The 25,695-nt window shown below is 34.3% G+C and carries 24 protein-coding genes; 2 read left to right on the top strand and 22 right to left on the bottom strand.

Annotation, left to right across the window (positions count from 1 at the left end):
* Positions 1-84 precede the first annotated feature (84 nt).
* From F5ESL0233_RS04790 to F5ESL0233_RS04840, 11 genes are all read right to left on the bottom strand, one after another.
* Entirely contained in the window at positions 85-1,848 is a 1,764-nt protein-coding gene (locus F5ESL0233_RS04790; RefSeq protein WP_122059008.1) for an oligopeptide ABC transporter substrate-binding protein, read from the bottom strand.
* A 209-nt stretch (positions 1,849-2,057) separates the two neighbouring features.
* A complete protein-coding gene (locus F5ESL0233_RS04795) occupies positions 2,058-3,833 on the bottom strand; it encodes an oligopeptide ABC transporter substrate-binding protein (RefSeq protein WP_122059010.1) in 1,776 nt (591 codons plus the stop codon).
* Positions 3,834-3,998: 165 nt separating this feature from the next.
* On the bottom strand, positions 3,999-4,919 hold the full coding sequence (locus F5ESL0233_RS04800; RefSeq protein WP_090092731.1) for an ABC transporter permease: 921 nt from the start codon (positions 4,917-4,919) through the stop codon (positions 3,999-4,001).
* Positions 4,920-4,931: 12 nt separating this feature from the next.
* Positions 4,932-5,891 (bottom strand): oligopeptide ABC transporter permease, encoded by a 960-nt coding sequence (opp4B, locus tag F5ESL0233_RS04805; RefSeq protein WP_090092732.1) that lies wholly within the window; start codon positions 5,889-5,891, stop codon positions 4,932-4,934.
* 2 nt (positions 5,892-5,893) lie between these two features.
* Positions 5,894-6,871, bottom strand: coding sequence for an ABC transporter ATP-binding protein (locus F5ESL0233_RS04810; protein WP_090092734.1), 978 nt, complete (start codon positions 6,869-6,871; stop codon positions 5,894-5,896).
* A gap of 4 nt (positions 6,872-6,875) precedes the next feature.
* Positions 6,876-7,886, bottom strand: coding sequence for an ABC transporter ATP-binding protein (locus F5ESL0233_RS04815; protein ID WP_090092736.1), 1,011 nt, complete (start codon positions 7,884-7,886; stop codon positions 6,876-6,878).
* Positions 7,887-8,006: 120 nt separating this feature from the next.
* Entirely contained in the window at positions 8,007-8,249 is a 243-nt protein-coding gene (gene acpP, locus F5ESL0233_RS04820; protein ID WP_122021881.1) for an acyl carrier protein, read from the bottom strand.
* 29 nt (positions 8,250-8,278) lie between these two features.
* Positions 8,279-9,277, bottom strand: a complete 999-nt coding sequence (plsX, locus tag F5ESL0233_RS04825; protein ID WP_122059012.1) for a phosphate acyltransferase PlsX — start codon at positions 9,275-9,277, stop codon at positions 8,279-8,281.
* A gap of 15 nt (positions 9,278-9,292) precedes the next feature.
* Entirely contained in the window at positions 9,293-11,329 is a 2,037-nt protein-coding gene (gene recG / locus F5ESL0233_RS04830) for an ATP-dependent DNA helicase RecG (protein WP_122059014.1), read from the bottom strand.
* 1 nt (position 11,330) lies between these two features.
* Positions 11,331-12,989 (bottom strand): DAK2 domain-containing protein, encoded by a 1,659-nt coding sequence (locus F5ESL0233_RS04835; RefSeq protein ID WP_122059015.1) that lies wholly within the window; start codon positions 12,987-12,989, stop codon positions 11,331-11,333.
* Positions 12,990-13,010: 21 nt separating this feature from the next.
* A complete protein-coding gene (locus tag F5ESL0233_RS04840) occupies positions 13,011-13,373 on the bottom strand; it encodes an Asp23/Gls24 family envelope stress response protein (RefSeq protein WP_090092743.1) in 363 nt (120 codons plus the stop codon).
* Positions 13,374-13,540: 167 nt separating this feature from the next.
* On the opposite strand from F5ESL0233_RS04840, the gene rpmB reads away from it, so the two are divergent.
* Complete coding sequence (rpmB, locus tag F5ESL0233_RS04845; protein ID WP_090092744.1) at positions 13,541-13,726, top strand: 50S ribosomal protein L28; 186 nt, start codon at positions 13,541-13,543, stop codon at positions 13,724-13,726.
* A gap of 89 nt (positions 13,727-13,815) precedes the next feature.
* Here rpmB and F5ESL0233_RS04850 read toward each other — a convergent pair whose 3' ends face one another.
* From F5ESL0233_RS04850 to gmk, 10 genes are all read right to left on the bottom strand, one after another.
* Positions 13,816-14,499 carry a thiamine diphosphokinase gene (locus F5ESL0233_RS04850; RefSeq protein ID WP_122059017.1) on the bottom strand — a complete coding sequence of 228 codons (684 nt, stop codon included), beginning with the start codon at positions 14,497-14,499 and terminating at the stop codon, positions 13,816-13,818.
* Positions 14,496-15,146 (bottom strand): ribulose-phosphate 3-epimerase, encoded by a 651-nt coding sequence (gene rpe, locus F5ESL0233_RS04855; RefSeq protein ID WP_122059019.1) that lies wholly within the window; start codon positions 15,144-15,146, stop codon positions 14,496-14,498. The genes F5ESL0233_RS04850 and rpe overlap by 4 nt, the downstream gene beginning before the upstream one ends.
* Positions 15,147-15,159: 13 nt before the next feature.
* The gene (gene rsgA / locus F5ESL0233_RS04860; protein WP_122059020.1) at positions 15,160-16,053 is read right to left on the bottom strand and encodes a ribosome small subunit-dependent GTPase A; all 894 of its coding nucleotides are present in this window, start codon (positions 16,051-16,053) and stop codon (positions 15,160-15,162) included.
* A complete protein-coding gene (gene pknB, locus F5ESL0233_RS04865) occupies positions 16,050-18,014 on the bottom strand; it encodes a Stk1 family PASTA domain-containing Ser/Thr kinase (RefSeq protein ID WP_122059022.1) in 1,965 nt (654 codons plus the stop codon). Before pknB ends, rsgA begins: the two co-directional genes overlap by 4 nt.
* Positions 18,014-18,760, bottom strand: a complete 747-nt coding sequence (locus F5ESL0233_RS04870) for a Stp1/IreP family PP2C-type Ser/Thr phosphatase (protein ID WP_090092752.1) — start codon at positions 18,758-18,760, stop codon at positions 18,014-18,016. The genes pknB and F5ESL0233_RS04870 overlap by 1 nt, the downstream gene beginning before the upstream one ends.
* A gap of 4 nt (positions 18,761-18,764) precedes the next feature.
* Complete coding sequence (gene rsmB / locus F5ESL0233_RS04875; protein WP_122059023.1) at positions 18,765-20,126, bottom strand: 16S rRNA (cytosine(967)-C(5))-methyltransferase RsmB; 1,362 nt, start codon at positions 20,124-20,126, stop codon at positions 18,765-18,767.
* Positions 20,077-21,021 (bottom strand): methionyl-tRNA formyltransferase, encoded by a 945-nt coding sequence (gene fmt / locus F5ESL0233_RS04880; RefSeq protein ID WP_122059025.1) that lies wholly within the window; start codon positions 21,019-21,021, stop codon positions 20,077-20,079. The genes rsmB and fmt overlap by 50 nt, the downstream gene beginning before the upstream one ends.
* A gap of 13 nt (positions 21,022-21,034) precedes the next feature.
* Entirely contained in the window at positions 21,035-23,431 is a 2,397-nt protein-coding gene (gene priA, locus F5ESL0233_RS04885) for a primosomal protein N' (protein WP_122059259.1), read from the bottom strand.
* Positions 23,432-23,505: 74 nt separating this feature from the next.
* Positions 23,506-23,715 (bottom strand): DNA-directed RNA polymerase subunit omega, encoded by a 210-nt coding sequence (rpoZ, locus tag F5ESL0233_RS04890; RefSeq protein WP_118896282.1) that lies wholly within the window; start codon positions 23,713-23,715, stop codon positions 23,506-23,508.
* A 1-nt stretch (position 23,716) separates the two neighbouring features.
* The gene (gene gmk, locus F5ESL0233_RS04895; protein ID WP_090092757.1) at positions 23,717-24,331 is read right to left on the bottom strand and encodes a guanylate kinase; all 615 of its coding nucleotides are present in this window, start codon (positions 24,329-24,331) and stop codon (positions 23,717-23,719) included.
* A gap of 169 nt (positions 24,332-24,500) precedes the next feature.
* On the opposite strand from gmk, the gene F5ESL0233_RS04900 reads away from it, so the two are divergent.
* A complete protein-coding gene (locus tag F5ESL0233_RS04900; protein WP_090092759.1) occupies positions 24,501-24,776 on the top strand; it encodes a hypothetical protein in 276 nt (91 codons plus the stop codon).
* A gap of 51 nt (positions 24,777-24,827) precedes the next feature.
* Here the strand turns inward: F5ESL0233_RS04900 and F5ESL0233_RS04905 are convergent, their stop codons facing one another.
* Positions 24,828-25,694 carry a GNAT family N-acetyltransferase gene (locus F5ESL0233_RS04905; RefSeq protein WP_118896284.1) on the bottom strand — a complete coding sequence of 289 codons (867 nt, stop codon included), beginning with the start codon at positions 25,692-25,694 and terminating at the stop codon, positions 24,828-24,830.
* Position 25,695 lies beyond the last annotated feature (1 nt).

Here is a 25,695-nt window from a genome sequence, read left to right on the forward strand (position 1 = left end):
AACGACTGAATTTTAACATTTTTACTTTAATATGCAAAGAAATATTTTATAAATTATTCATTAATCTATGAATTAAATCAAAATTTATTTTACATAACCAACATTATACCAAGCAGAATTGCCTTTTGAAGGTCTTAAAGAATAACCAGTTAACTTTTTATTTACAGCTGAAATATTATAAGAATTATTAGTTGGAATTACATAGGCTTGGTCAAACATGTATTTTTGCCATTCATGGAATTTCTCCACCCGATATTTGTGGTCAAAGGCCTTTTGCGAATCAATCTCTTTCAATAATTTCGTATTTTCAGGAGTCACAAATCTTTCATTATTAAACGCTGCTCCTTCATCATAAAGTCCCGCAGGAGATGGTTCACTTGATAATGACCACCCGGCCATAAACATATCAACTGAAGGATCATCATGTTGAATTTTATCAAAGAATGAATTTGCTTCAGCCAAACGTCCACCTACTAGCCCAACATTTAAGCCAATTTTATGCCATTGTTGAATGTAATTTAAAATAATCGGTTCTCTTGAAGAATCACCTTGAGCTGCTAATAATTTGATTTTTAATGGCTTACCATTTGGTTGTACACGCCACTTACCTTTTTTCTTATAACCAGCCTTATCTAAAATCTGATTGGCTTTCTTTAAATCATATGAAAAGCCTTTAACATCTTTATTAAAGTAATCACCAAATTGAGCTGGAATTAAAGTTGGTACTTGGAAAGTCAAGCCACTTGTGTATCGTTTGTTGACTGCTTCAATATTCATAGCATAACCAATTGCTTGACGCAATGCCTTATTGTTCATTTTACTCTTAGGATTCATAACATTTTTACTGGTTTTAGCATCCCATTTACCAACTTTAAATCCTAAATAACTATAACTTAATGGCACCTTAGCAATAAAAGTTACATCCTTAGTATCTTTAACTTGCTTCCACTGTGTATTTATTACTTCTGCTATATCAAATTTATGACTCTTAATTGCTTGAGAAGTAGAATTGGTTGAAACTACTTGAGAAACAATTTTATCTAATTTGGGTTTGCCACGCCAATAATATTTATTTGGTACCCAAGTTACTGATTGACCACGCACAATTTTTTGAACTTGATATGGTCCAAAAAAGAGAGGATCTTTTCTAACTTTATCTGAAGATTCTAAATTTTTAAAAGGTACATCTTTTAAATAGTGATATGGTTCTGCGCATTCCCAAAAATAACCATTTCCACTATTATACATACCAGGCTTTAATTCAGTATAATGGATTACTACCTTAAGACCATTTTCACCATCTGGCATTTCAATACCTGAAATTGACTTTGCCTTGCCTTCGTGATATTCTTTCATGCCCTTAATAAATTCAAATTGACTGGTATATCTTTGCGATTTAGTAGCTTTATTACCCATAATTTCATAAGGATATTCAACGTCTTTAGCAATAACTTGCTTGCCATCTGACCATTTAACCCCCTTTTTAATGGTAATCGAAACTGTCTTATTTTTCTTATCAATTTTTAGTGAGGCAGGTCCCTTGTTAGTAATTTGGTAATTGTCATCGGTATCAAATAGTGACTCATTACCTGGCTCCATAACTTTAGCATCTGTGGCAGTTGTATATAATTCATTTGAAAAAATCCCTGTAAATGGTGAATCTGTTTCAATAGCATATTTCACAACTCCACCTTGTTTTGCTTCTTTTTCAGGCATTTCCTGCGGAAACTTGCTTGCTGTCTTAGCATCATTAGTGTCAGCATTATTACTATTTTTACCACAAGCAACCAAAGTTAGTGCCGCAGCACTTACAACCCCAATTGAACTAAATAATTTTGATTTTTTCATAAATAAACTCCTTAAAAATAAAGTAAATTTCAATTACAAATTAATAAAGAACAAGTTAATAAAGAGATTTTAACATTTATATTTTTAAAATCAAGATATTTGTTAATAAATAATTAATAAAAACAGCGCATTAATTTATTAATCTAATTAAACCATAATTTTTTGCAAATAAAAAAGCTCGGTTTTAAACTGAGCTTTTTCACATATTTTTATTTACTAAAGCCAACTTTGCCCCATAATTGGTGCCCATTTGAATTATCGACTGGCTTAGTTGAATAACCTGTCAATTTTTGATTAACAGCTGTTAGTATGTATGAATTATCCATTGGAACTACGTAAGCCTGATTATTCATATAATCTTGCCATTCATGAATTTTTTGAACACGATATTCATGATTAAATGACTTTTCAGAATCAATTTGGTTTAGTAGTTTATTGTTTTCTGAAGTAACAAATCGCGTATAATTCATTGGCGAAGATTCACCGTATAAGGAGGCAGGTGATGGTTCACTTGCTAAACTCCAGCCGGCTATAAAAACATCTACTTCTGGATCATCATTTTGAATTTTATCAGAAAATGAATTAAATTCAGTTAGTCTGCCACTCACTAATTTGACATTTAAGCCAATCTTTTGCCACTGTTGGAGATAGTTTTGGATTGTTGGTTCTTGAACAGAACTTCCTGTCTTTGCTAAAAGATGAATTGTTAATGGTTTACCATTAGGCTGAACTCGCCATTTACCCTTCTTTTTATAACCAGCTTTATCTAATAGAGTATTTGCCTTTTTAAGATTATAATCATATTTTTGAGAATTTTTATTAAAATAATCACCAAATTGTTGCGGAATAAGAGTAGGAATAGGAAAACTTAATCCCGAGGTATATTGTTGATCAACAGAACCAATGTTCATAGCAAAAGCCATTGCTTGACGTAAAGACTTATTATTCATTTTTGCCTGTGAATTCATGACATTTTTGCCCTCCTTATTATCCCACTTACCAACTTTAAAACCCAAATAATTATATGAAAGTGGAATTTGCGCTACAAAGTTAACTCCCTTTGTATCCTTTACTTGATTCCATTGTGAATTAATTACTTGTGCTACATCAAACTTTTGATTTTTAATTGCTTCTGAAGTTGAGTTAGGTGAAATTACTTGAGCGGTAATTTTATCTAGCTTTGGTTTACCGCGCCAGTAATATTTATTAGGCACCCAAGTTACTGCTTCCCCCCGAACAATTTTTTGAACTTGAAATGGACCAAAAAATAATGGTTTTTTTCTAATTTCATCAGCCGATTGTAATTTATCAAATGCAATATTTTTTAAATAGTGATAAGGGGCAGCACTTTCCCAAAAATATCCATTTCCGCTATATAACATTCCTGGCTTCAACGCTTTAAAGTGAATTATCACTGTACGTCCATTATCACCATCAGGCATTTCAATTCCTGAAATTGTATTAGCCTTGCCTTCATGATATTCCTTCATACCAATGATTTCTTCAAATTGACTACTATATCTTTGTGACTTAGTTTTTTTATTGGCTAAAATCTCGTAAGGGTATTCTATATCTTTGGCATTAACCTGCTTACCGTCTGACCATTTAACCCCTTCTTTGACCGTAATCGTTATTGTTTTAGCCGTGCGGTTAATTTTTAGAGTTGCTGGCCCTTTATCAGTAATTTTAAAATTGTTATCTGTATCAAATAGTGCTTCTTCACCTGGTGCTGCTACAGCACCATCAATTGAAGTTGTAGAAAGCTCATCAGAAAAAATTCCTGTAAATGGTGTATCAGTTTCTACTGCATATTTTACCGTACCGCCTTGCCTGGTTTTTTTAACTGGAACAGCTTGCGGAAATTTACTTACTAGCTTTGCATTTTCATTATTGATAGAATTACTATCACTTTTGCCACACGCAGCTAAGGTTAAGGCAACAGTTGCGATGAGACCTGTAAAGCTAATAATTCTTGTTTTGTACATATTATAGAACTCCTATCTAGTCTGGCTAATTATAATTTTTTATATTTGTTATAATAAGACATTGTTTATATTCTAACACAGCGCCCAATAACTGACTAATCACAGGTTTCACTATAAAAATCAATATAAAAAAGCCTTGCCAAAGCAAAGCTTTTTATAGTTTATTTAATTTTCTCTTTGTCTTGCGTCACCTGCACGTTGGAGTGCTCGACCTACATAGTTAATGCTTAATGATATTGCTAATAACATAACAGTAGCTGGTAACCACAACCAAGGACGGTTAACGACATTAACCGGATCGTTGGCAAAACCAATTAAAGTTCCTAGAGAAGGCGTTGTTGGTGGTAAACCATAACCAATAAATGACAAAGTAGTTTCAATACCGATATTACCAGCAATTGTTAACACGACATCAATAATTAACATTGACGTAATATTCGGTAATACTTCACGAAACATAATTTTTAGATCTGATGAACCAGAAGTCTTAGATGCAAGAACATAGTCGCGATCGCGTTGTGATAAAACAAAGGCCCTAAAATATCTTGCAGTATTGGTCCATCCAAATACCGAAATAATCCAAACCAAACTCCACGCACTGTAATGCGGAATAACTGTAACTAAAACAATTTCAATTGGCATTCTCGGTAAAACTTGCACAAAGTCAACAATTCTCATAATAATGGCATCAATATAACCACCATAATAGCCAGATACTAATCCAACCACTAACCCCACTAGTTCACAGACAGCAGTAACACCGAGTCCAATTAAAATTGAATTGCGGCCACCCATAATTAAGAGATTAACAATGTCACGGCCACCATCATCTGTACCAAATAAGTGACCATTAACTCCCCAACCGTTATAGGCATCGATAATGTTAATCTCAGTAACTTTGCTAGAATCTAAGAATAAAGATCCACCAAAAGTAAACAACAAAATTAAAACAATAATAATAAATGCAGTTAAAGCAACTTTGTCTTTAACAATTTCCCGCACAACCACTTTAAAACTTGAGGCAGGAGAAGAAATTTTTGCTTTTTTTACTTCTGTTTTTGAAGCATTCTTTTTCTTGTCAGACATTCCTCTTCCTCCTTACTTAATTCTTATTCTTGGATCAACAATACTCATAATGATATCGGACAATAAATTACCAAGTAAAGTTAAAGTACCAAAAATTAAAATTAATGCCGTTAAAGTAGTATAATCACGCTGACCAATCGAATCTAGGAATAATTTTCCCATTCCTGGGTAACTGAAAACCATTTCAACCACCATTGAGCCACTCAATAACCCAGTAATTACTGTACCGAATGAAGATGCAATTGGTAGTAATGAGTTACGCAAAATATGTTTATTAAAAACAACATTATCCGGAACACCTTTACTGTGTGCTGTACGAACATAATCTTCAACTTTATTGTCGACAATACCAGTTCTAAGGTATTGCACAATCGAGGTCGTAGTAATTAATGCTGATAAAATTGCTGGTAAGAGGATATGATACAGTTGACTACCCAAAGTGCCCCAAAATCCTGAAGCATTTGGTGAGACTGAACCTGAAATAGGGAACCAACCCAAAGTAAAACCAAACAACCAAATTCCTAAAATGAAAAATACAAACGCTGGCACAGCAAAAGTTATATAGTTAAAAATTTGAACTGTTTGATCTTGCCACTCATCTTGATGACGGCCAGCAGTCACACCTAAAGGAATAGATATTGCATAACAAATAATTGTCGTTAATAGTGATAGCCAAAATGTATTTACAGCTCGATCAGCAATTAGTGACGTTACAGGAACATGCTGGATATAGCTGGTACCCATATCACCCTTGAACAAGTTACCCACCCAACGAGCATATTGTACTGGAGCTGGATCATTTAAGCCTGCTGCTTGCTTTAAAGCGGCAAGCTGCTTGGGATCCGTATTAGGATTTATTTGTCCACTAAACGGGTCACCGGGCATCATTTTAGCCAAGAAGAAGACTAAAATACTCAAAATGATCAATTGCGGGATCATGATTAATATACGTCTTAAGACTGTTTTCCACATGATTAGTCTCTCCCCTTTTCATTTAATTCTTCTTGTATTACTTCATCTTTAGGCAAGGCTACCCAGTGATTACCAGAAACTTGTTGTAAAGGATAGACACAACCATTTTTGTCATACCACTTACTTTGATCGTTTTGAAATTCCAATTCAACTTCTTGCCGATGCTTTTTATGTTTTATTCTGTTTTCAACATCAACCATTGGAATTGCCGATAATAGTCGCTTGGTATAAATGTGCATTGGATGATTATAAATATCTGCTCTACTGCCAATCTCTACCAAACGTCCACGGTGCATAATTGCTAAATTTTCAGACATATGCTTAACAACACCCAGATCGTGTGAAATAAATAAATAAGCAATGTTATATTGTTGCTGAATATGCTTCATAAAGTTCAATACTTGAGCTTGAACCGATAAGTCTAAGGCACTAGTTGGTTCATCCGCAACAATTAATCTTGGATTAGTTGCAACTGCGCGCGCAACACCAATTCTTTGTCTTTGACCGCCCGAAAATTCATGTGGAAACTTATAAATTGCATCACTAGGCATCCCAACAATATCTAATAACTCTTGTACTCGAGTACGTTCTTGATCAGTAGTCAGATTTTCAAAATTGCGAATTGGCTCGGCAATAATATCTTCAATTCTTTTTCGTGGATTCAAACTTGACATTGAATCTTGAAAGATCATTTGAACATCTTTATTGTAGTTAAGTTTACGCCGATTACTTGGCTTTGTCACATCAACATCTTTATAAATAATTTGTCCACTAGTAACTGGTTCAACACCAACAATTGCTTTACCAGTAGTTGATTTACCTGAACCGGATTCACCAATTAAACCGTATGTTTCACCTTCGTTAATTGTAAGACTTACATCATCAACAGCACGAACATAATCTGTTATACGATTCCAAAAACCTGATCTAATCGGATAATGAACCTTTAAATTCTTAACTTGAATAATTTCTTTAGCCATAAAACTACTCCCCACCTACTTCATCTTGAAAGTGGAACGTTTTCCAGCAAGTACATCTCACCCAGTGATTAGGTTCAACTTCATGCATTATTGGCTCTTGTTCATGAGCACTTGCAGGAATCCAAGGAATTCTTGCGGCAAAGCGATCACCTTCATGAGGCATATTTTGTAATGATGGAACTGTTCCTTGAATAACATGTAAATCTTCATCTTCATCTTCAGATTGCGGCATTGAATTCAAAAGAGAACGAGTATAAGGATGTAAAGGATTTTCAAAAATAGTTTTTACATCTGCTTTTTCGACTACCTGTCCAGCATACATGACAGCAACTTGGTCAGCTGTTTCGGCAACAACACCTAAGTCATGTGTAATTAGGATAATACCAGAATGAGATTGACGCTGAATATCTTCTAGTAAATCTAAAATTTGGGCTTGGATAGTAACGTCTAAAGCAGTTGTTGGCTCATCAGCAATAATTACTTCTGGTTTGCAGGCAATTGCCATCGCAATAACAATTCGCTGACGCAAACCTCCTGAAAGCTCAAAGGGATACATAGCATAAGTTGACTCTGGTTTTGGCATTCCTACTTGATTGAACAACTCAATTACACGATTGTGCCGCTCTTGTTCATTCATATCAGTATGATAATAGAGTGTTTCAGCTACTTGGTCTCCAACTCTCATTAACGGATTAAGACTTGCAAGCGGATCTTGAAAAATCATTCCAATTTTATTTCCTCGAATCTTATCAAATAAGGATTCATTCAAACCTACAAGATTTAATTCATTGTACATAATATCGCCAGTTACTTTTGTATTTTTATGGTCATATAAACCAATAATACTTGCAGCAATTGTACTCTTACCACAACCAGATTCACCTACAACTGATAAAATCTCATCACGCTTCAATGTTATATTAATATCATCAGCAGCATCATAAAATTTTCCTTGTAAACGGTAAGCAGTATGCAAATGCTGGATGTCTAGCAAGAGATCACTTTGTTTTTCCAAAGGTCATTTCCCCTCTCAAATTTTCAAAGAATTTATTAAAGATATTTAATAAATTTATTTAATTTCTAATTATATACATTAAATCGACTACATGCAAATTACAAGACGACTTTTTTAAAATTATTTTTGATGAGAAGTAATGTAATTGACTGCATCACCAACAGTTTTGATTTTTTCTGCATCCTCATCAGAAATTTCTGAGCCAAACTCATCTTCTAATTGCAAAATAAACTCAACTAAGTCTATAGAATCAGCATCAAGATCATTAGTAAAATCAGTATTTAAGGTGATCTTATCTTTATCAACCTCTAAGTTATCAGCTAAAATATCACGAATTTTGATAAAAATTTCTTCTTCAGTCATCATTTTCTCCTTTTTACCCTAACTTTAAATTATTTTTTATGATCAAATTCCTGTCTAAATTGATCAATTATTTTTTCACTTAAAATCTTATCTATTTGCTTAATCGTATAATAAACTGCACGCTTATCAGACCGACCATGCGTTTTAACTACTGGTGCATCTGTTCCAAGTAAAACTGCCCCACCATATTTATCAACATCGAATTTTGATATAAGTCCTTTTAAAGCATTTTTAATCATTAATGCACCTATTTTGGTGATTGGTCCATTGTTTAGCAGACTATCCTTTAACAAATGAATTAAAACGCCTGAAGTTCCTTCAATGTTTTTAAGAACTGCATTCCCAGTAAAGCCATCAGTTGCAACAACATCTGCCTTACCGTCCAACAACTCGTTGCCTTCAATATTACCAATAAAGTTAAGATTGCTTTTACGTAATAATTCATAGGCTTGTTGATGCAGGTCATCACCTTTATCACTTTCAGCCCCATTATTCAGCAGAGCAACTTTAGGATTTTTAATTCCTCTGATTTTTTCAGCATAATATGCAGCCATTTTTGCCCAATCAAGAAGATACTCCGGTCGACTCTTAGCATTCGCCCCTACATCAATCATATTGAACCCATCATCAGAATTTTTAACTGGTAACGTCGGCATAAATCCAGGTCGCGCTACTCCCTTAATTCGTCCGATAATGAAAATTCCACAGGCTAAGATTGAGCCCGTATTTCCTAAGGAAAGAAGCGCATCTGCTTTTTTTTGTTTAACATACTGTGCAGCGACCACTAGGGAAGAATCTTTCATAGTACGGATTGCTTTAACCGGCTCATCTTCATCCTTAATCACCTGAGTGGTTGCCACAATTGTTATTCTTTCTTTATCCTGGCCAATTAAATTAGTTATTTTTTCTTCGTCACCAAAAAGAATAAACCTTGTATCCTTTAGTTCAGCTTTTGCTTGTAAAACAGCTTGGACGATTGCCTCTGGGGCATTTTCTCCGCCCATTGCATCAATTGCAATTGTTTTCATTTTTACCAATCTTTTCTAAGTTCTTTCTTGCTGTAATTGTTTATATTCAAGTACTTGCTTGAGGTTTTTATGTATTGACTGTTGTAAATCTGGATCCTGTGTTATGACATCTTTAGCAACTTGTTGAGCCACTACTAGTGTCTCATAGTTATTAACGACATTGCCAACTTGAAACTCGGGTAAACCTGACTGTGCTTTACCAAATAAATCACCTGCACCCCGCATTTTCAAATCTGCCTTTGCAAGTTTAAAGCCATCTGTTGTTGCTGAGACTGTCTGCATCCTTGTCTTACCAATTTCTGTTTTCGGATCCGCTAAAAAAACACAATAGCTTTGAGTTTTTCCTCTACCAATCCTACCACGTAATTGATGCAACTGGCTCATACCAAAGCGATCAGCATTATAGATTATCATCATATTAGCATTAGCCACATCTACGCCAACTTCAATTACACTAGTTGCTACTAAAATATCAATTTCTCCTGCAGCAAAAGCCATCATAATTTCGTCTTTTTTAGCTCCAGGCATTTGTCCATGTAATAAAACTACCTTTTGTTTAGGAAAATCATGAGATAGTTTCTCAAAAAGTTGTTCAGCAGTTTTTAAATCTAACGATTCAGATTCTGTAATTAATGGTGTCACTGCATAAATTTGGAAACCCTGGTTTAATTGTTTCTGCATCAATTTATACACATCATTTATTTGACTACTAGTTTTCCAAACAGAAATAATTTGTTTTCGGCCCGCTGGCAGATGTCGTATTTCAGAAATTGCGGTATTCCCATATATTGTTAAAGCAAGAGTACGCGGGATAGGCGTAGCTGTCATCGTCAATACATCTGGCCGATCACCCTTATTAATTAAGGTTTGCCTTTGACCTACACCAAAGCGATGCTGCTCATCAATAATTACTAAACCTAATTTTTTAAAAATAACTTTAGCTTGAATTATAGCATGGGTACCAACCACAATATTGAGTGTCCCATCAGCTAATTCCTTATATATTTCTCGTCGTTCCAGTGTTTTGGTTGTACCCGTTAAGAGAGCTGTTTTTATCCCAAATGGACTTAGTAATTCATCAATTTTTTTAAAATGTTGCGTAGCCAAAATTTCTGTTGGTACCATTAAAGCCACTTGATAACCAGCTGTAACTGCTGCAAACATTACATAAACAGCAACAATTGTTTTTCCCGATCCAACATCTCCTTGTAATAAACGATTCATTTGTCGATTAGAATGTAAATCAGCAAAAATCTCATTAATCACTTGCTTTTGATCCGCCGAAAGTTCAAATGGCAACATGCTATTTAATTTTGTTACTTCAGTTAAATCATATTTTTTAGCAAATCCAATACTTTTAGCATTAAAGTTATTTAAAAATGCCAGTTCCATTTCAAAAATAAAAAATTCACGAAAAATTGCACTTCTTTTAGCAATCATAGCTTCTTTACCATTTTTAGGATGATGCATCTTTACTATTATCTCTTGTTCATCTAATAGTCGATACTTCTTACGTATAGCAGAGGGTACCACGTCACCTATTTCTGGTAAAAAATCTGCTATAGCCAGGTCAATTAAATCAGTCAATTTTTTCTGTCTAAGATGCCGATTAACTGAATAAATTGGTGCCATACCGCTATCATTTGCTTTTGCTGCTACAAATTTAAAAGCTGACAAACTTTGCTTGGCTAAATTATATTTACCATATATTGCTATTTCTTGACCAATTGTAATTTTTTCTTTAAGCCAAGGTTGATTAAAAAAATTGACCATGACAACATCATGGTCAATCATTAATTTGAAACTCAAACGGCTTTTTTTATAGCCAAATTTACTTACAAAAGCTTCCGTAGCAACGATTCCCTTTAGCATTACTTTTTGACCATCCATGATCTGATCAAGAGGAATTGTTTGTAATTCATCATAACGAAAAGGAAAATAAAAAAGCAAATCGTAAATACTATAAATTCCAAGGCTTCCAAGTATTGCAGCAGTTTTTGTCCCTACTCCTTTTAAGTCAGTTACGGGAGCAAATACTTTACTTGCATCCATTTTATTCCACAGAAATTAAGAAATTATACACTGGTTGACCACCATCATGAACTTCAAATTCTAAGTCACCATGCTTTGCTTCAAGAGCGGCTATAATTTGATCTGCTTGCTCTTTATTAGAATCACGGCCATACATTACCGTAATAATTTCTGAATCTTCATTTAACATCTTCTCAATCATATTTACAGTTGAGTTAATTAAATCAAATGTTGCCACTTGAATGTCACCATCAATAATACCAAGATAGTCATCTTTATGGATATCAATCCCATTAATGCAAGTATCCCGGTTAGCCTGAGTAACTTCGCCAGAAACAACTGTTTCAAGTGCCATTGTCATGCTTTCAATATTGTCTTCAAGACTAGCATCTTGATCAAACGATAACATTGCTGTTAATCCTTGAGAAATCGTCTTAGTTGGAACAATCCCAACTGGAATATCACTAACTTCTGCTGCCTGCTTAGCTGCCATCACAATGTTGCCATTATTTGGCAATACAATCGCTTGCTTAGCACCAGATTTTTTAATTGCATCAATAATATCTTGAGTTGAAGGATTCATTGTTTGTCCACCAGAAATAATTCGGTTGACTCCTTCACTTTCAAACAGCTTTCTAATCCCATTTCCAGACGCAACTGCAATCACAGCAAAATCAACACTTTCCTGATTCTCTTCATTACTGTTGACAATTGTTTCATGTTGTATCCGCATGTTATCAATTTTTATTTTGCCTAATTGACCAAATTGACCACCATAAGTAAAGATTTCACCCGGATGCTCTGTATGAATATGTACTTTAGCAACTTCATCGTCTGAAACGGCTAGTAATGAATCACCTAATTTTGAAAGATAACTTCTAAACTCTTCAAGATTAAAGGCTTTTTTATTAGGAATATCGGCAGTTAAATCAACCATAATTTCCGTACAATAACCATGATCTATATCCTGAGTAGAAAGCTGGGATTGAACTGATTGATGATGCATTGCATTAATCATTTCATCCATTTCACCTTCATCTGGTTGATAGCGATCGGCAAAGCTTTCTCCTAAAAGTCCTTCTAAAAAGCCCTCATAAATAAATAGTAAGCCTTGACCACCAGAATCAACTACACCTACTTGCTTTAATACCGGTAATAAGTCAGGGGTTGTTTTTAATGCTCTTTTTGCACCTTCAACAATGGCTTTCATTACTTCTTCAACATCATCAGTTTCATTAGCTTTATTAACACCATCTTGAGCTGCCACGCGAGCAACCGTTAAAATAGTACCTTCAACTGGTTTCATTACAGCTTTATATGCTGTAGCTACACCATTAGAAAAAGCATTAGCCAATTCTTGTGCATTTAAAGTCTGCATCCCCTGGGTAGCTTTATAAATACCTCTAAATAATTGTGAAGAAATAACACCACTATTTCCCCGTGCCCCCATTAACATACCTTTAGCTAGACTTTCAGTCAAATTACCAACGCTTGAGCTAGTGTTTTCACTAACAGCTTTAGCTCCGCTTTCAATAGTCAAATTCATATTTGTGCCAGTGTCACCATCTGGTACAGGAAAAACATTCAACGAGTTAATAAACTCTGCATTACGACCTAATCTATGGGTTGCAACACGAACCATATCCCTAAATTTTTTACTATCTATTTCCTTTAAAACCAATATCCTAAACCTCCGCTTGAATTATTCGTCAAGCACTTTAACACTTTGAACGATGACATTAACAGCCTTAGTATCAATTCCAAGCTGATTTTTCAAGTTAAATTTTACGCTGTCTTGTACATTACGACTTACTTCTGAAATTTTCAATCCATAACCTACAATAATATAAACATCAACTGTAATCATATTATCTTCTGACTTGACAACTACACCACGTTTATAATTTGCACGGTTAAGAATTCCATCAAATCCATCACGAATTGCATTCTTTGATGCCATTCCAACAACTCCGTAGTTGGATGTAGCTGCGCTACCAACGACAGTTGCAATTACTCCGTTTGAAATATCAATCAAACCATCTTTTGTTTTGATTTTTACAGCCATATTTATCCTCCATATCATTGTTCTCGATATTATGAATCTATTTTATCATAGTAATCAAGTATTAAGGAAAAATCCTATTCATAAAAAATACTTTTTAGAGTTGCAATGATTTTTAAATTATGCTATCTTAATTGAGTATGAAAACACAAATAAAGGAGGTTTAGCAAATGGCAAAAGATTATTTAACTGGTAAAAAGACCACTTTTGGTAATACACGTTCACACGCATTGAATTCGTCACGTCGTACATGGAAGCCAAACCTTCAAAAAGTTCGCATTCTTGTTGATGGTAAACCAAAACGTGTTTGGGTTTCAACTAAGACTTTAAAGTCTGGTAAAGTTACTCGCGTATAATAAAAAAGCTGACGACTAATGATTGCCGCCAGTTTTTTTATTTTAAAATTAGAACCATTTTCTGTCTAATTATTATAGAAAATGGTTTTTTAAATTTTCTGAAATCGGTTGATATCTTTCGACTGTATCACAGCAACAACGCCTTCATTGAAAGATACATTAACTAAATTCTGTTGTACAAATTCATTTGAGCTTAAAGATATTGGGTATGAATTAAAGTAACTAGATAAATTATATTTTGCGCCATTAATATTTAAATTTTTTACTTCTGATAGGGTAACTATTCCAAAATATGTATAACCTGGCCGTCTTTTTATTGTATGATTACCAGGATTATAAAATTTAACTAGATTTTGCCGATCAATAATTTCTATTTTTTCAGCCCAGGCATTAAACTCAGGTTTTAGCATCATTAACATGTTCGTCATAAAGTGATCAAGACGCCCGCCAGTAGCTCCTAAAAGTGTTAAAAAATTTATCTGATAATCTTCAAAAGCATATTTTAACATCAATTCAGTATCAGTTAAATCTTTTTCTGGTACCGAATAGCGCATGTCAGGAATATATCGTTCGATAATATTTAATTCATTTTTTTTAAGCGAATCAAAGTCGCCCACAGCTAAATCTGGCACTAATCCTAATTCCGCTAAAAGTATACTCCCTCGGTCAACACCAATTATTAGGGAGTCTCTTTTTTTTGCCGCAAAAATTTGTTTTTTCATAAAGGCTGGCCACTGTGATTTAGGCCCGCCTAATAACGCAACAGCCTTCATTTTAATACCCTATTCAATTCGTTAATTTGCGCTACAACACTTTCTTGACAAAATAAATATGACCCCGCAACAAAAATCTCTGCCCCAGCTTCTTGGGCTAATTTTGCAGTTTGCCTATTTATTCCACCATCGACCTCAACTGGAATCTTGCTTGCTAACATGACTTTGGCTTGACGAATTTTTTCACACGATTCAGCAATAAATTTCTGCCCGCCAAAGCCAGGATAAACTGTCATAATTAATAATTGATCAATTTTTGGTATAAAGGGGGGTAAAACCGTTAAAGGTGTATCAGGATTAAGTACAAGACCGACTCTAACTTGATGCTGCTTTAAGTAGTCAATCCATTTATTCAATTCAGCAGTATCCATAGCCTCATAATGCAACAACATTAAATCAGCCCCCGCTTTAACAAAAGCTGGAACCATTATTTCTGGTTTATTACTCATTAAGTGTACTTCAGCTTCAAGCTTAGGAAAAGTCTTCTTAAAATCACTTACTACTTGTGGTCCAAAAGATAAATTAGGTACAAAATGTCCATCCATAATATCAATATGGAATCTTTTGATTCCTGCTTGAGCTGCTACTTGAATATCATTTTTTAAATCTAGATTATTAATATTTAAAATTGAAGGTGCTATCATCATTTTTTCTTTCTTCTCACTTTAAGTATTCTGGAAGCCGCCCATGTTCAATTTCTGTTCTCATAAGCAAGTAATTATCATAGCGACTTTGCTTTATTTGTTTTTTTTCAACTAAATTTTTAACTTCGCACTTAGGCTCTTTAAGGTGTTGACAACCACGAAATTTACAACTACTACTCACTCGTTTAAATTCGACAAAGTAATTACACAACTCGTTTATTTTAATTGGTGTAAAGTCAATTGCAGAAAAGCCGGGCGTATCAGCTAAATATCCATGACCTATATGGAAAAGCTGGACCGTTCTTGTTGTATGCTTGCCTCGATTTAGACTGGAAGATATGGCCGCCGTTTTTTGCTTTAAGCTCTTTTTAAAATGATTAATTAATGTCGACTTTCCTGCCCCCGATTGCCCAGCCAAGGTCCAAATCTGGTTGGGCTTAATAATGGTAGCCAAATTTTGCGCAAAATCTTCCCAATTATAAACTACTTGATATCCAAGTTGGGCATAATAATTGAGATTTTGCTTAATTTCAGTTAATTGTGGTGCACTAACTAAATCAGCCTTAGAAAGATAAATACTAACTGCAACCTTTTGCCAAGAAAAAAATGTTAAATAACGATCAAGTAATTGCAAAGAAAATTCGGGTTCCACAGCAGAAATAACCAATAAAACTTGATCAATATTTGCGACTGCAGGTCGCCCGATTAAATTTGTTCGCGCATAAACTTCAACTAAATAATTCATTCCATGTTCATCAAGTTGTATTTTTACTCGATCACCTACGGTCGGCTTTTGCTTATTTTTGCGAAAAATTCCGCGCGCTCTTGTACGCTCAATTCCGTTGCTTGTTTGAACATCATAAAATCCTGCAATTGAACTGACAATAATTCCTTCTACCTGCTTATTCATTTATGAACCTTTTCATTTAAAATCGTTTGTCCATCACGAACAACCTTTAATATACCCGAATTATTTTTTAGCACAAAAGGTATTGAAAAATTGACATCTCGTTTAATATACAAATCACGATAAATATTTTTTACGGAGTGACTATCATCACTTATATATATTTGAACATGGTTTTGCTTGCTATCAATAGCTCCCTCATTGTTTTCATAATTAACAGTGAAAGTCTTGGTAACCGTAAAGTCTTGTTCCCTTTTGGGACCCTCAGAAACACTAACTATAACAGTACTACCGCGTTGAACTGCTGTTCCAGCGGAAGGACTCATAGAAATAATCATACCTTTTTTGACCTTATTTGAGTAAGTTGGACTAACTTGTAAAATCAAATTATGCCTATGTGCATATATCTGCGCACTCTTCAGAGAATACGTACTTAAATTAGGTAATTTAATCAGATTATAATCAATATGTTCATTTCGACCTTTAGAAACACTAAGTGTAATCGTTGTTTGGGCAGGCTTAACCTCTACATCTGCTGCAATACTTTGCGTAATAACATTCTCTGGCGCAACACTGTTTGAAAATTGATTTGCTCGTATAACTTGAAAACCCATGCTTTCAAGTTTACTTGCTGCCACTTGATAATTTTCACCTGTTACATCAGGGACACGAATCATTTTTGCACCATCAGAAACATAAAGATTAATATAGCGCCCTTGCTTAATATTTTTTCCAGCAGGTGGTGAAGTTTTAATGATCTTACCCTTTTCAATACTATTAGAATTTTTATGCTTTATGCTACCTATTTTTAATCCTAAATTTTCTAGACGACTACGTGCCCTACTTTCAGTTAAATTGGTTACATTAGGAATACGAACTTCATTATTGTTCCTACCAAAAAGTACAAAAAACATTAACCCAACTACTGTTATAGCTGCTAATCCAACAAAAATCCACCACCATTTATATTTACGCAAATTCTGAAAAAAAATAGGGCTTTTCTTTTGCTCATCTTTAGCTATACTTTTTTTTGCTTGCTCTGTTGTCGCACTCGTTCTATTCGCTTTAAAGTTTGGTAATACAATCGTTTCATCATTATTTAAACCATTATTAGCTAAAAAGGGAGGTTCATTTGCCCGCTGTTTTTCTAAACTTGTATCTAAATCAACTTGCATTTCATAAGCTGACGCGTATCTAAGACGTGGATCCTTAGCTGTCGCCCTTAAAACCACATTTTCTAAAGACTGCGGTACCTTTTCATCTTTTTCTTTAATTGAAGGAATCGGCTCTTGAGCATGTTTTAATGCAATGGCAACAGCCGAGTCACCATTAAAGGGCACTGAACCTGTAATTAATTCATAAAGAATTATCCCCAAAGAATAAATATCGGATTGCTTAGTAACTAAGCCACCTCGAGTTTGCTCGGGTGACATATAGTGAACAGAACCAACAGCTGAGTTAGTTTGTGTAACAGAATTTTGATTTAACGCAACGGCAATACCAAAATCAGCAATCTTAATATTGCCTCTTTTATCCATTAAAATATTTTGTGGTTTTAAATCACGATGGATCACATTATGTTTATGAGCTAGTGTCATCGCACTTAAAATTTGATCCATTATACGGATCACATCATGTAAATCAAGAGGCGTATTTTTTCTAATATAATCTTTTAAATCTGGTCCATCAACATATTCCATGACCATGTATGGTAAGCCATAGTCCATGCCTACATCTAAAACCATAACGATATTGGGATGACTAAGTTCACTAGTAGCTAATGCTTCACGCTGAAAACGAGCTAAAATTTGCGGTTCTTTTTGTAAATCCATGCGTAGAATCTTAACAGCAACTTTTCGTTGTAAAATAATATCCTCAGCCAGATATACATTAGACATTCCGCCTTCGCCCAGAGTATCTATAATACGATAACGATCACCTAGCAAATAGCCCCTATTTATCATTATTTTTCACCGCCTTCATCCAAAATTAGGCAAACAGTGATATTATCTCCCCCACCTAAGCGATTGGCTTCATCAATTAATTTTTGACACCGCTCTTTAAGGGATAAGTCTTTAGTTGCTAAAACTTGTTGGATTTGCGGATCACTCAAGGAATTAGTTAAACCGTCGGTACATAATAAAATAAGGTCATGCTTCTTTATCTTGATTTGACAAAATTCTGGATCAATTGTGCTAGAAACACCTAATGATTGCGTAATAATATTTTTTTGCGGATGGTTTTTCGCCTGTTGCTTAGTAATTTGTCCCATTTTTACTAACTCATTAACGAGTGAGTGGTCTTCTACTAATTGAGTAAATTTACCTTCCGTGTAACCATATGCACGTGAATCACCTAAATGTGCAATTATTGCTTCAGTGTCAAAGACAATTGCTAAAACAATCGTAGTACCCATACCATTAAGATCTGGAAATCGATCTGCAGTATGTAAGATAGTATCATTTTCTACTTTAAGCTGAACATCTAGCCACTTATGGGCACTAGAGCAATCATTAAAATCAGTCATACTGAAGCTATGCCCTAAATGGCTTACAGCCATTGTTGAAGCAACATCCCCACCTTGATGACCACCCATTCCATCACAAACAATGGCCATTACTGCATTATTCTTATTTTTAAAAACCTGTACAAAATCTTGATTACTTTTTCGTATTTTTCCAATACTCGAAGCAAAAGCTGTTCTTATCAAAACGTTAACCTCGTACTACAAATTTAGAAATGAAAAATCCATCACTACCATAACTATCTGGCAAAATTTTTAGCATCCCATTAGATGCTTGCATTTTAGCTGCTTTAAATGGTTTTAATTCAAATTCCGGATGTTTTTTAAGGAAAATTTTTACCACATCTTCATCTTCTTCTTGTGTAATTGTACAAGTAGAATATACTAATTCGCCACCACTTCTTAACAATGAACACACATGATCCAGTATTTGCAATTGGATTTTTTGCAAGTCAGTTAAATCAGTCAACTTCTTATTATAACGAATTTCCGGCTTGCGGCGAATTAAACCTAATCCTGAACATGGTGCATCAACTAAAACTTTATCAAATTTACCGGCTGCAAAAGCTTGATCAGCATTTCTAGCATCTAGAGCCTTAGTTGTTACTCGCTTACTGACTTTCATCCTTTGACAATTTTGTTCAACTAGATGCAATTTATTTTCATGGATATCTAACGCAATAACATTCCCCTGTGGAATATTTTCTGCTATTTGAACTGTTTTTCCGCCAGGAGCACTACAAGCGTCTAATACTTGCTCATTACCAACAAAATCAAAAGCTTGTACTGCTAAACTAGCTGCCTCATCTTGAATAGTTATTTCACCGTTTTTAAATAAACTAGTTTTACTAATTCCACCATGACTTACAATTAATTCATTCAAATTTAATGTCGATTCTTGTGGATTAAAACCCAATTGATTCATCTCTGAAATCACATTAGCCAAATTAGTAGCTTGCGAAACACGGACTATATTTTTAGCAGGTTCATTAATGCTAGAAAGAATACTCGCTGTACGTTCTGCTCCCCAATGTTTTAACAAATATTCAACTAACCATTCAGGTACGCTCTCTTTTACACTTAAATAAAATGGCAAATTATCTAGAGTAGGTAAAATTGGCTGACGACGAATTAAAGCACGTAAAACACCATTAACTATTCTAAAACCGTTAGAATTAACTTTGCTAAATTGCTTAGCTAATTTATTTGCTTCATTTAAAACCGCCCGATTTGGTACCTTATCCATAAAGATAATCTGATAAGCAGACATCAATAATAGCGGTCTTAAATAAATTTCTTTTAACTTAGTTTTTATTAAATCGTGTAATTGGTATTCTAAATAAATTTTATATTGAATAGTACCATAAACTATACGCGTAGCAAAATTTGAATCATTCGCAGATAAATGTGCTTTTTGCAACTCATTATTCAAACTAATATTTGAATATGAATCCTTCTCTAAAACACGAATCAATGTATCTAAGGCAACTGCACGAGCACTTCTATTCGTCAATAATCTTTTCTCCCACTTTAAATTTATCACCTTGACCATTTAAAAAGTTCTTGATGGGCATTCTTTTCTTGCCTGCAGGCTGTACCTCTGTTAAATCTAACACACTTCCACTCGCCATAGTAATAGCAAAACGACCTTTGTTATTAGCTAAACTTCCTGCTGGTAAAACTGATTTTTCTGAGCTTACTCGTGCTTGCCAAACTTTAAAACGCTTGCCATTAACCTTTAAGTACGCTCCAGGATTAGGATTAAGACCACGAATTAAATTATTTGCTTCTTGTGCAGTCATATTGAGCTTAATTTGCTCTTGTTCCTTACTAATATTAGGTGAAAAAATAACTCCAGCAGAGTCTTGTGGCGCTTTTATATTCGGATGAGCAATGATTTGAGGTAAAGTTTTAAGTAATAAATCACGCCCAACAATTGCTAATTTATTAAAAACTGTACCCGCAGTATCTGTAGCAGCTATTTTTATTGCTTCTTGCGCATAGATGTCACCGGCATCCATTTCTTTTACCATTTCCATAATGGTTACACCAGTTTCAGTATCACCATTAATTATTGAATATTGAATTGGTGCTCCTCCGCGATATTTAGGTAAGAGTGAGCCATGAACATTAACAGCTGCTATTTTTACTGAATTCAAAAATTTACTTGGTAAAAATTGGCCATAAGCTGCAGTTACAATTAAATCAGCATGTAAATTAATTAAAACTTCTAATTCTTGTGACTTTGGTAATTTAATTGGTTGAAAAATAGGTAAATTAAGCTCTTCGGCTACTATTTTTACTGGCGTTTTTTTAAGGCTCTGTTTACGACCAACTTTTTTATCAGGTTGAGTTACCACAGCCTTAATTTCATAGCCGTTTTCAACCAGGCCTTTCAAAATTGGCACTCCAAAATTAGGCGTACCCATAAAAATTACAGATGTCATTTGCATATCCCCTTTATATAATGTGTTCAGGCTCGTTATCAATATATATATTCAAACCATATTTTTTTATTTTTTGTGCAGAATCTTGAATTTGATGTAACAACTGATTTAAATTAGCCTCTTTTTTATATTTTACCAGTATTTGATAATAATACTGATTTTTTAGACGTGAAACTGCACTGGGCGCAGGTCCTAAAATAATAGTAGTGCGTTGCAGACGTTGTTGCAACCAATTTTTTATTTTAAATGCTTCTCTAGCAACATTTTGTTCATTCTTAGCAGCTATAGAAATTAATACTGTATAAAAGTAGGGTGAATAATTTCCTGCATGTCGCATACGCATTTCATACGCATAAAAACGTTCATAATCTTGAGTCTGAGCAAATTTTATTGCATAGTGATCAGGATTAAAAGTTTGAATAATAACTTCGCCCTTTTTCTCTGCCCGACCTGCCCGACCTGCAACTTGTGTCAACAATTCAAACGTCCGTTCAGACGCATTATAGTCAGGTAACCAAAGTCCTGTATCAGCATTAATGACGCCCACTAAAGTGACATTGGGAAAATCTAATCCCTTGGCAATCATTTGGGTACCCAATAAAATATCAGCTTCATGATGACCAAATGAATCAAGAATTTTTTTAAATGCACCTTTACGTCTAGTTGTATCAACATCCATGCGCAACATTCGAGCAGCAGGTAAAAGCGTTTCTAACTCTTGCATAACTTTTTGCGTTCCTGTACCTAAAAAACGAATCTTTAAACTCTGACAATTAGGACATTTTTGCGGAATTGCGGTTGCATAGCCACAATAATGACACTGCATTTTCGCAGTATCCTTGTGCATAGTCAGAGAAAGATCACAGTTAGGACATTTCATAACATAACCGCAATCTCTACAGAGCATAAAACTTGAATAACCTCGACGATTAAGCAATAAAATAACTTGTTCTTTTTTGGCGATTCTAGTTTTTATTGCCTCAAGCAATTGAGCGGATAAATCTAGTTGATCTCCAATAAAGCTAGTTTGCTTCAAATCAATAATCTTAACTTTAGGTAAGCTCTTTTTGTTAGCCCTTTCTGGTAATTTTAAGAGCTGATAAACTCCCTTTTGAGCACGTGCTCGACTAACTAATGAAGGAGTTGCACTACCCAATATCAGAGGACAAGAATTATACTTACTGCGCCAAATAGCAACATCTCGTGCATGGTAACGCGGAGTATCTTCTTGCTTATATGAAGACTCATGTTCTTCGTCAATAACAATCAACCCAATATTTTTTAATGGTGCAAAAATGGCACTACGTGCTCCAACAACCACGTGCACCTCACCGCGGCGAATCCTACGCCATTCATCATAAAGTTCACCTTCTGACAATCCACTATGTAAGACAGCAATTTGCTGTCCAAAGCGTTGCTTTACCTGGGCTACCATCTGTGGCGTTAGTGAAATTTCTGGAACTAACATCAGAGCATTTTTGTCATTTGTTAACGCTTGGCTAATTGCATTTAAATATACTTCAGTTTTCCCACTACCAGTTACACCTTCTAATAAAAAGGTTTGTGCAGTTTGATTATCAATTGCACGATTTATTTTGGCCAGCGCCTTATCTTGTGCCACAGTCAGTTTGATACTTTGCTGTGATTTTGAAGTGGCAACATCAATTAACGGATCACGATATACCTCAGTAAGTTCTTTTTTTAACCACCCTTTTTTTACAGCAGAAGTCAAAGTAGCTATTTTAACTCCAGAATTCTGTTCTAAATCTACTTGCTTTTGTGGAAATTTGGTGAAATTTTCAATAATATATATTAAAAGTTGCTTTTGCTTTTGGGCATTTTGCCTAAGCGTTTCATAAATTTTGATATATTCATTTTTACTTAGTAAAAGTGAATAGTTATTCTGCATTTTAACTTGGGCGCGATTTTCGACTAGATACTCAATTTTGGCATCATGATTTCGCAGTAATTTATGGATAAAAGAAACTTCCTTAGCATCATCTACTTTAGTTAAATCAATTAATCCCCTTTTAAAAAGCGGCATCCTTTTAGCTTTATCTGAAATTGGCGTTAAGATTTTACGATAATTTGCTCGCATCACCCGAGGGAGCATTGCTTTTAAAATAGAAATTCGATAAGAAAAATTTTCATTTGCCAATGTTTTAGATAAATCAACTAATTCAGTAGTTAGTGGTGGTTGTTCATCTACTACTAAAAGCAGGTCCTTAAGTTTCCCTTGAAACTTGCTTGTCTGACTTAACCCAACGACAAATCCTTGCAATTTGCGTGAACCAAAAGGGACGAATACTCGAGAACCTACTGCAACCTCTTTGAGCTCATTAGGAATATGATATTCAAAAATACGATCTGTCTGTTTAGCTGCTATGTCAACGATTATTTGTGCAATCATTATAACAATCACCTTCAAAAATGGCCTCCATCTTTTTATAGATGGAGGCCATAAAATTTTTAACTAACTATTAGTTAACCTTGTGATTTGGAATCAACGGTAACCTTACCAGCTTCAATCTCTTCAAGGGCTCTACCAACGGGTTTTAATGCTTTGTAATTTTTAAGTGCTTCTGGTTCACCCGCTTCTAATTCATGTGCTCGCTTGGCAGCTAACACAGACAATGAATAGCGTGAATCTACGCGATCTAATAATTTATCGATTGATGGATATGTAACTCTCATCTTAATCCTCCCTGACCATTTTACGATATGTGTCAATAACTCGCTTTACACTAACATGCTCAGCATCAACAATTGCCTTAATATGATCTACAGCATTGGCAACTGTATCATTAACAACGGCATAATCATAATCTTGCATGACTAATATTTCTTGACGTGCTTGATTAATTCGTCCTAGAATCACATCTTCTGACTCAGTGCCACGATTTTCTAGACGTAAATGCAATGTATGTAAATCTGGCGGCGTCAAAAAGATAAATACACCATCGGGCATTTTTTCTCTAACAGTTTTTGCTCCATTGACATCAATTTCAAGTAAAACATCTTTACCTTCATCTAACATCTTTTTAACTGGCGCAAATGGTGTCCCGTAATAATTATTTACATATTTATTATATTCTAAAAGTTCACCCTGCTTAATAGCTTCCCCAAACTTCTCTTCGCTAACAAAATAATAATCTTGCCCGTCAACTTCACCTGGTCTCGGCTTTCTAGTTGTCATCGAAACTGAATATTCAAACGGAAAAACTTTATTTTCAACGATTGCACTTTTAACGGTTCCTTTTCCAACTCCAGAAGGTCCCGAAAGGACAAGTAACAAACCTTTTTCTGTCATGCCATACTCCCCTATAAAAAGCTATTATATCTAGTTTGCACTAAAAGAAGGATATTTTCAAGTTAAGATGTTTTTTAATTTTATGAATTAAAGACTTGTTTTTTTAAACAAATGTTCTTATAATAAATATATCAAACAAATGTTCGCATAGATGATGAGAGGAGCAAAAATGAAAAATTCACTAAAAAAAATTTATCATTACCTATTTGATTACGATAATAACAAGCCCGATGGTACGAATCAATATAGCAGTGAGATTTTAACTTTACTTACGATGGCCATGCATAATCAAAAATATGTATTAGTGACTTTTCAAGATGGACAAAGTGAAATCGGACAAGTAAACCAGCAACTTTCAGCTCAAAAATTTATTTTGCGTTCAACTAATCAAAAACTCTTACACATTGTTGACATTAATTACCTTATAAGAGTTGATCTGGCCTAAATAATTTTTTAATTAAAAAATACGGACTGATGTCCGTATTTTTAGTTAATTTTATTTTTTTAAATAAACATTTTCACTTTTTATTTCAAATCCTGCCGCTAAATATGCCTTGATGGCGGGAATATTATTAATATCTACATCAAGTACAAATTCTTTTACGCCTTTTTTTCCCAATTGGTACATCATTTCTTTAATAAAAAATGTACCAAAGCCTCGATTGCAATACTTGTGCGCAATAAATAAGCCAAAAAAATAAGCATACTTACTAATATCAGCTGCGCAATAACCTATAATTTGATTATGATACAGCAAAACAAAACTAAATTGATTTAAATTTCGTAATCCTTGAGTAAGGTAGTTAAGTGACATTGTTAAATCATTATCAAAGGCTGCACTATGCAATACTGCAGTTTCTTTAACTTTATCCTTTGTTAACAAACATAGCCTTAAATCTTGCTTTAACCGACTATCATTTGCATTAGCAAGCGGATTTTGGGTCCGCATATTATATTCTTCATCCACTATTTTTAATTTTGTTTTACCTAAAAATTGGGGATGCTCATCTAAAAATCTTTGCTCAGATGCATAATTAAAATTACTGTAGCCGTATTTATTTAAAATTATTTTGGCCCGGTTAATCAAAGTCGTAGCTATTTTTCTTTGTCGAAATTTTGGCAAAACATATATATATAAATCAATTTCTTCATCAGGTTTGTCATCTGCATAAATCATCAGAAAGCCCACCAGCAAATCGTTTTGATAGGCCAAAATAAAAGCAGGCATGTCTGAAAAATAATTGTATTCGTTACTTAAATATGGATCTGAATATGTATGATCATGGCTATGAATTTCATTCATTAATGTTTTAACCTGTTTAATTTCTTCATTCGCTAAAACTTTTTTCGCAATAATTTCCATA

This window comes from Lactobacillus sp. ESL0233 (genome assembly GCF_003692995.1).
Lineage (GTDB): Bacteria > Bacillota > Bacilli > Lactobacillales > Lactobacillaceae > Lactobacillus > Lactobacillus bombicola.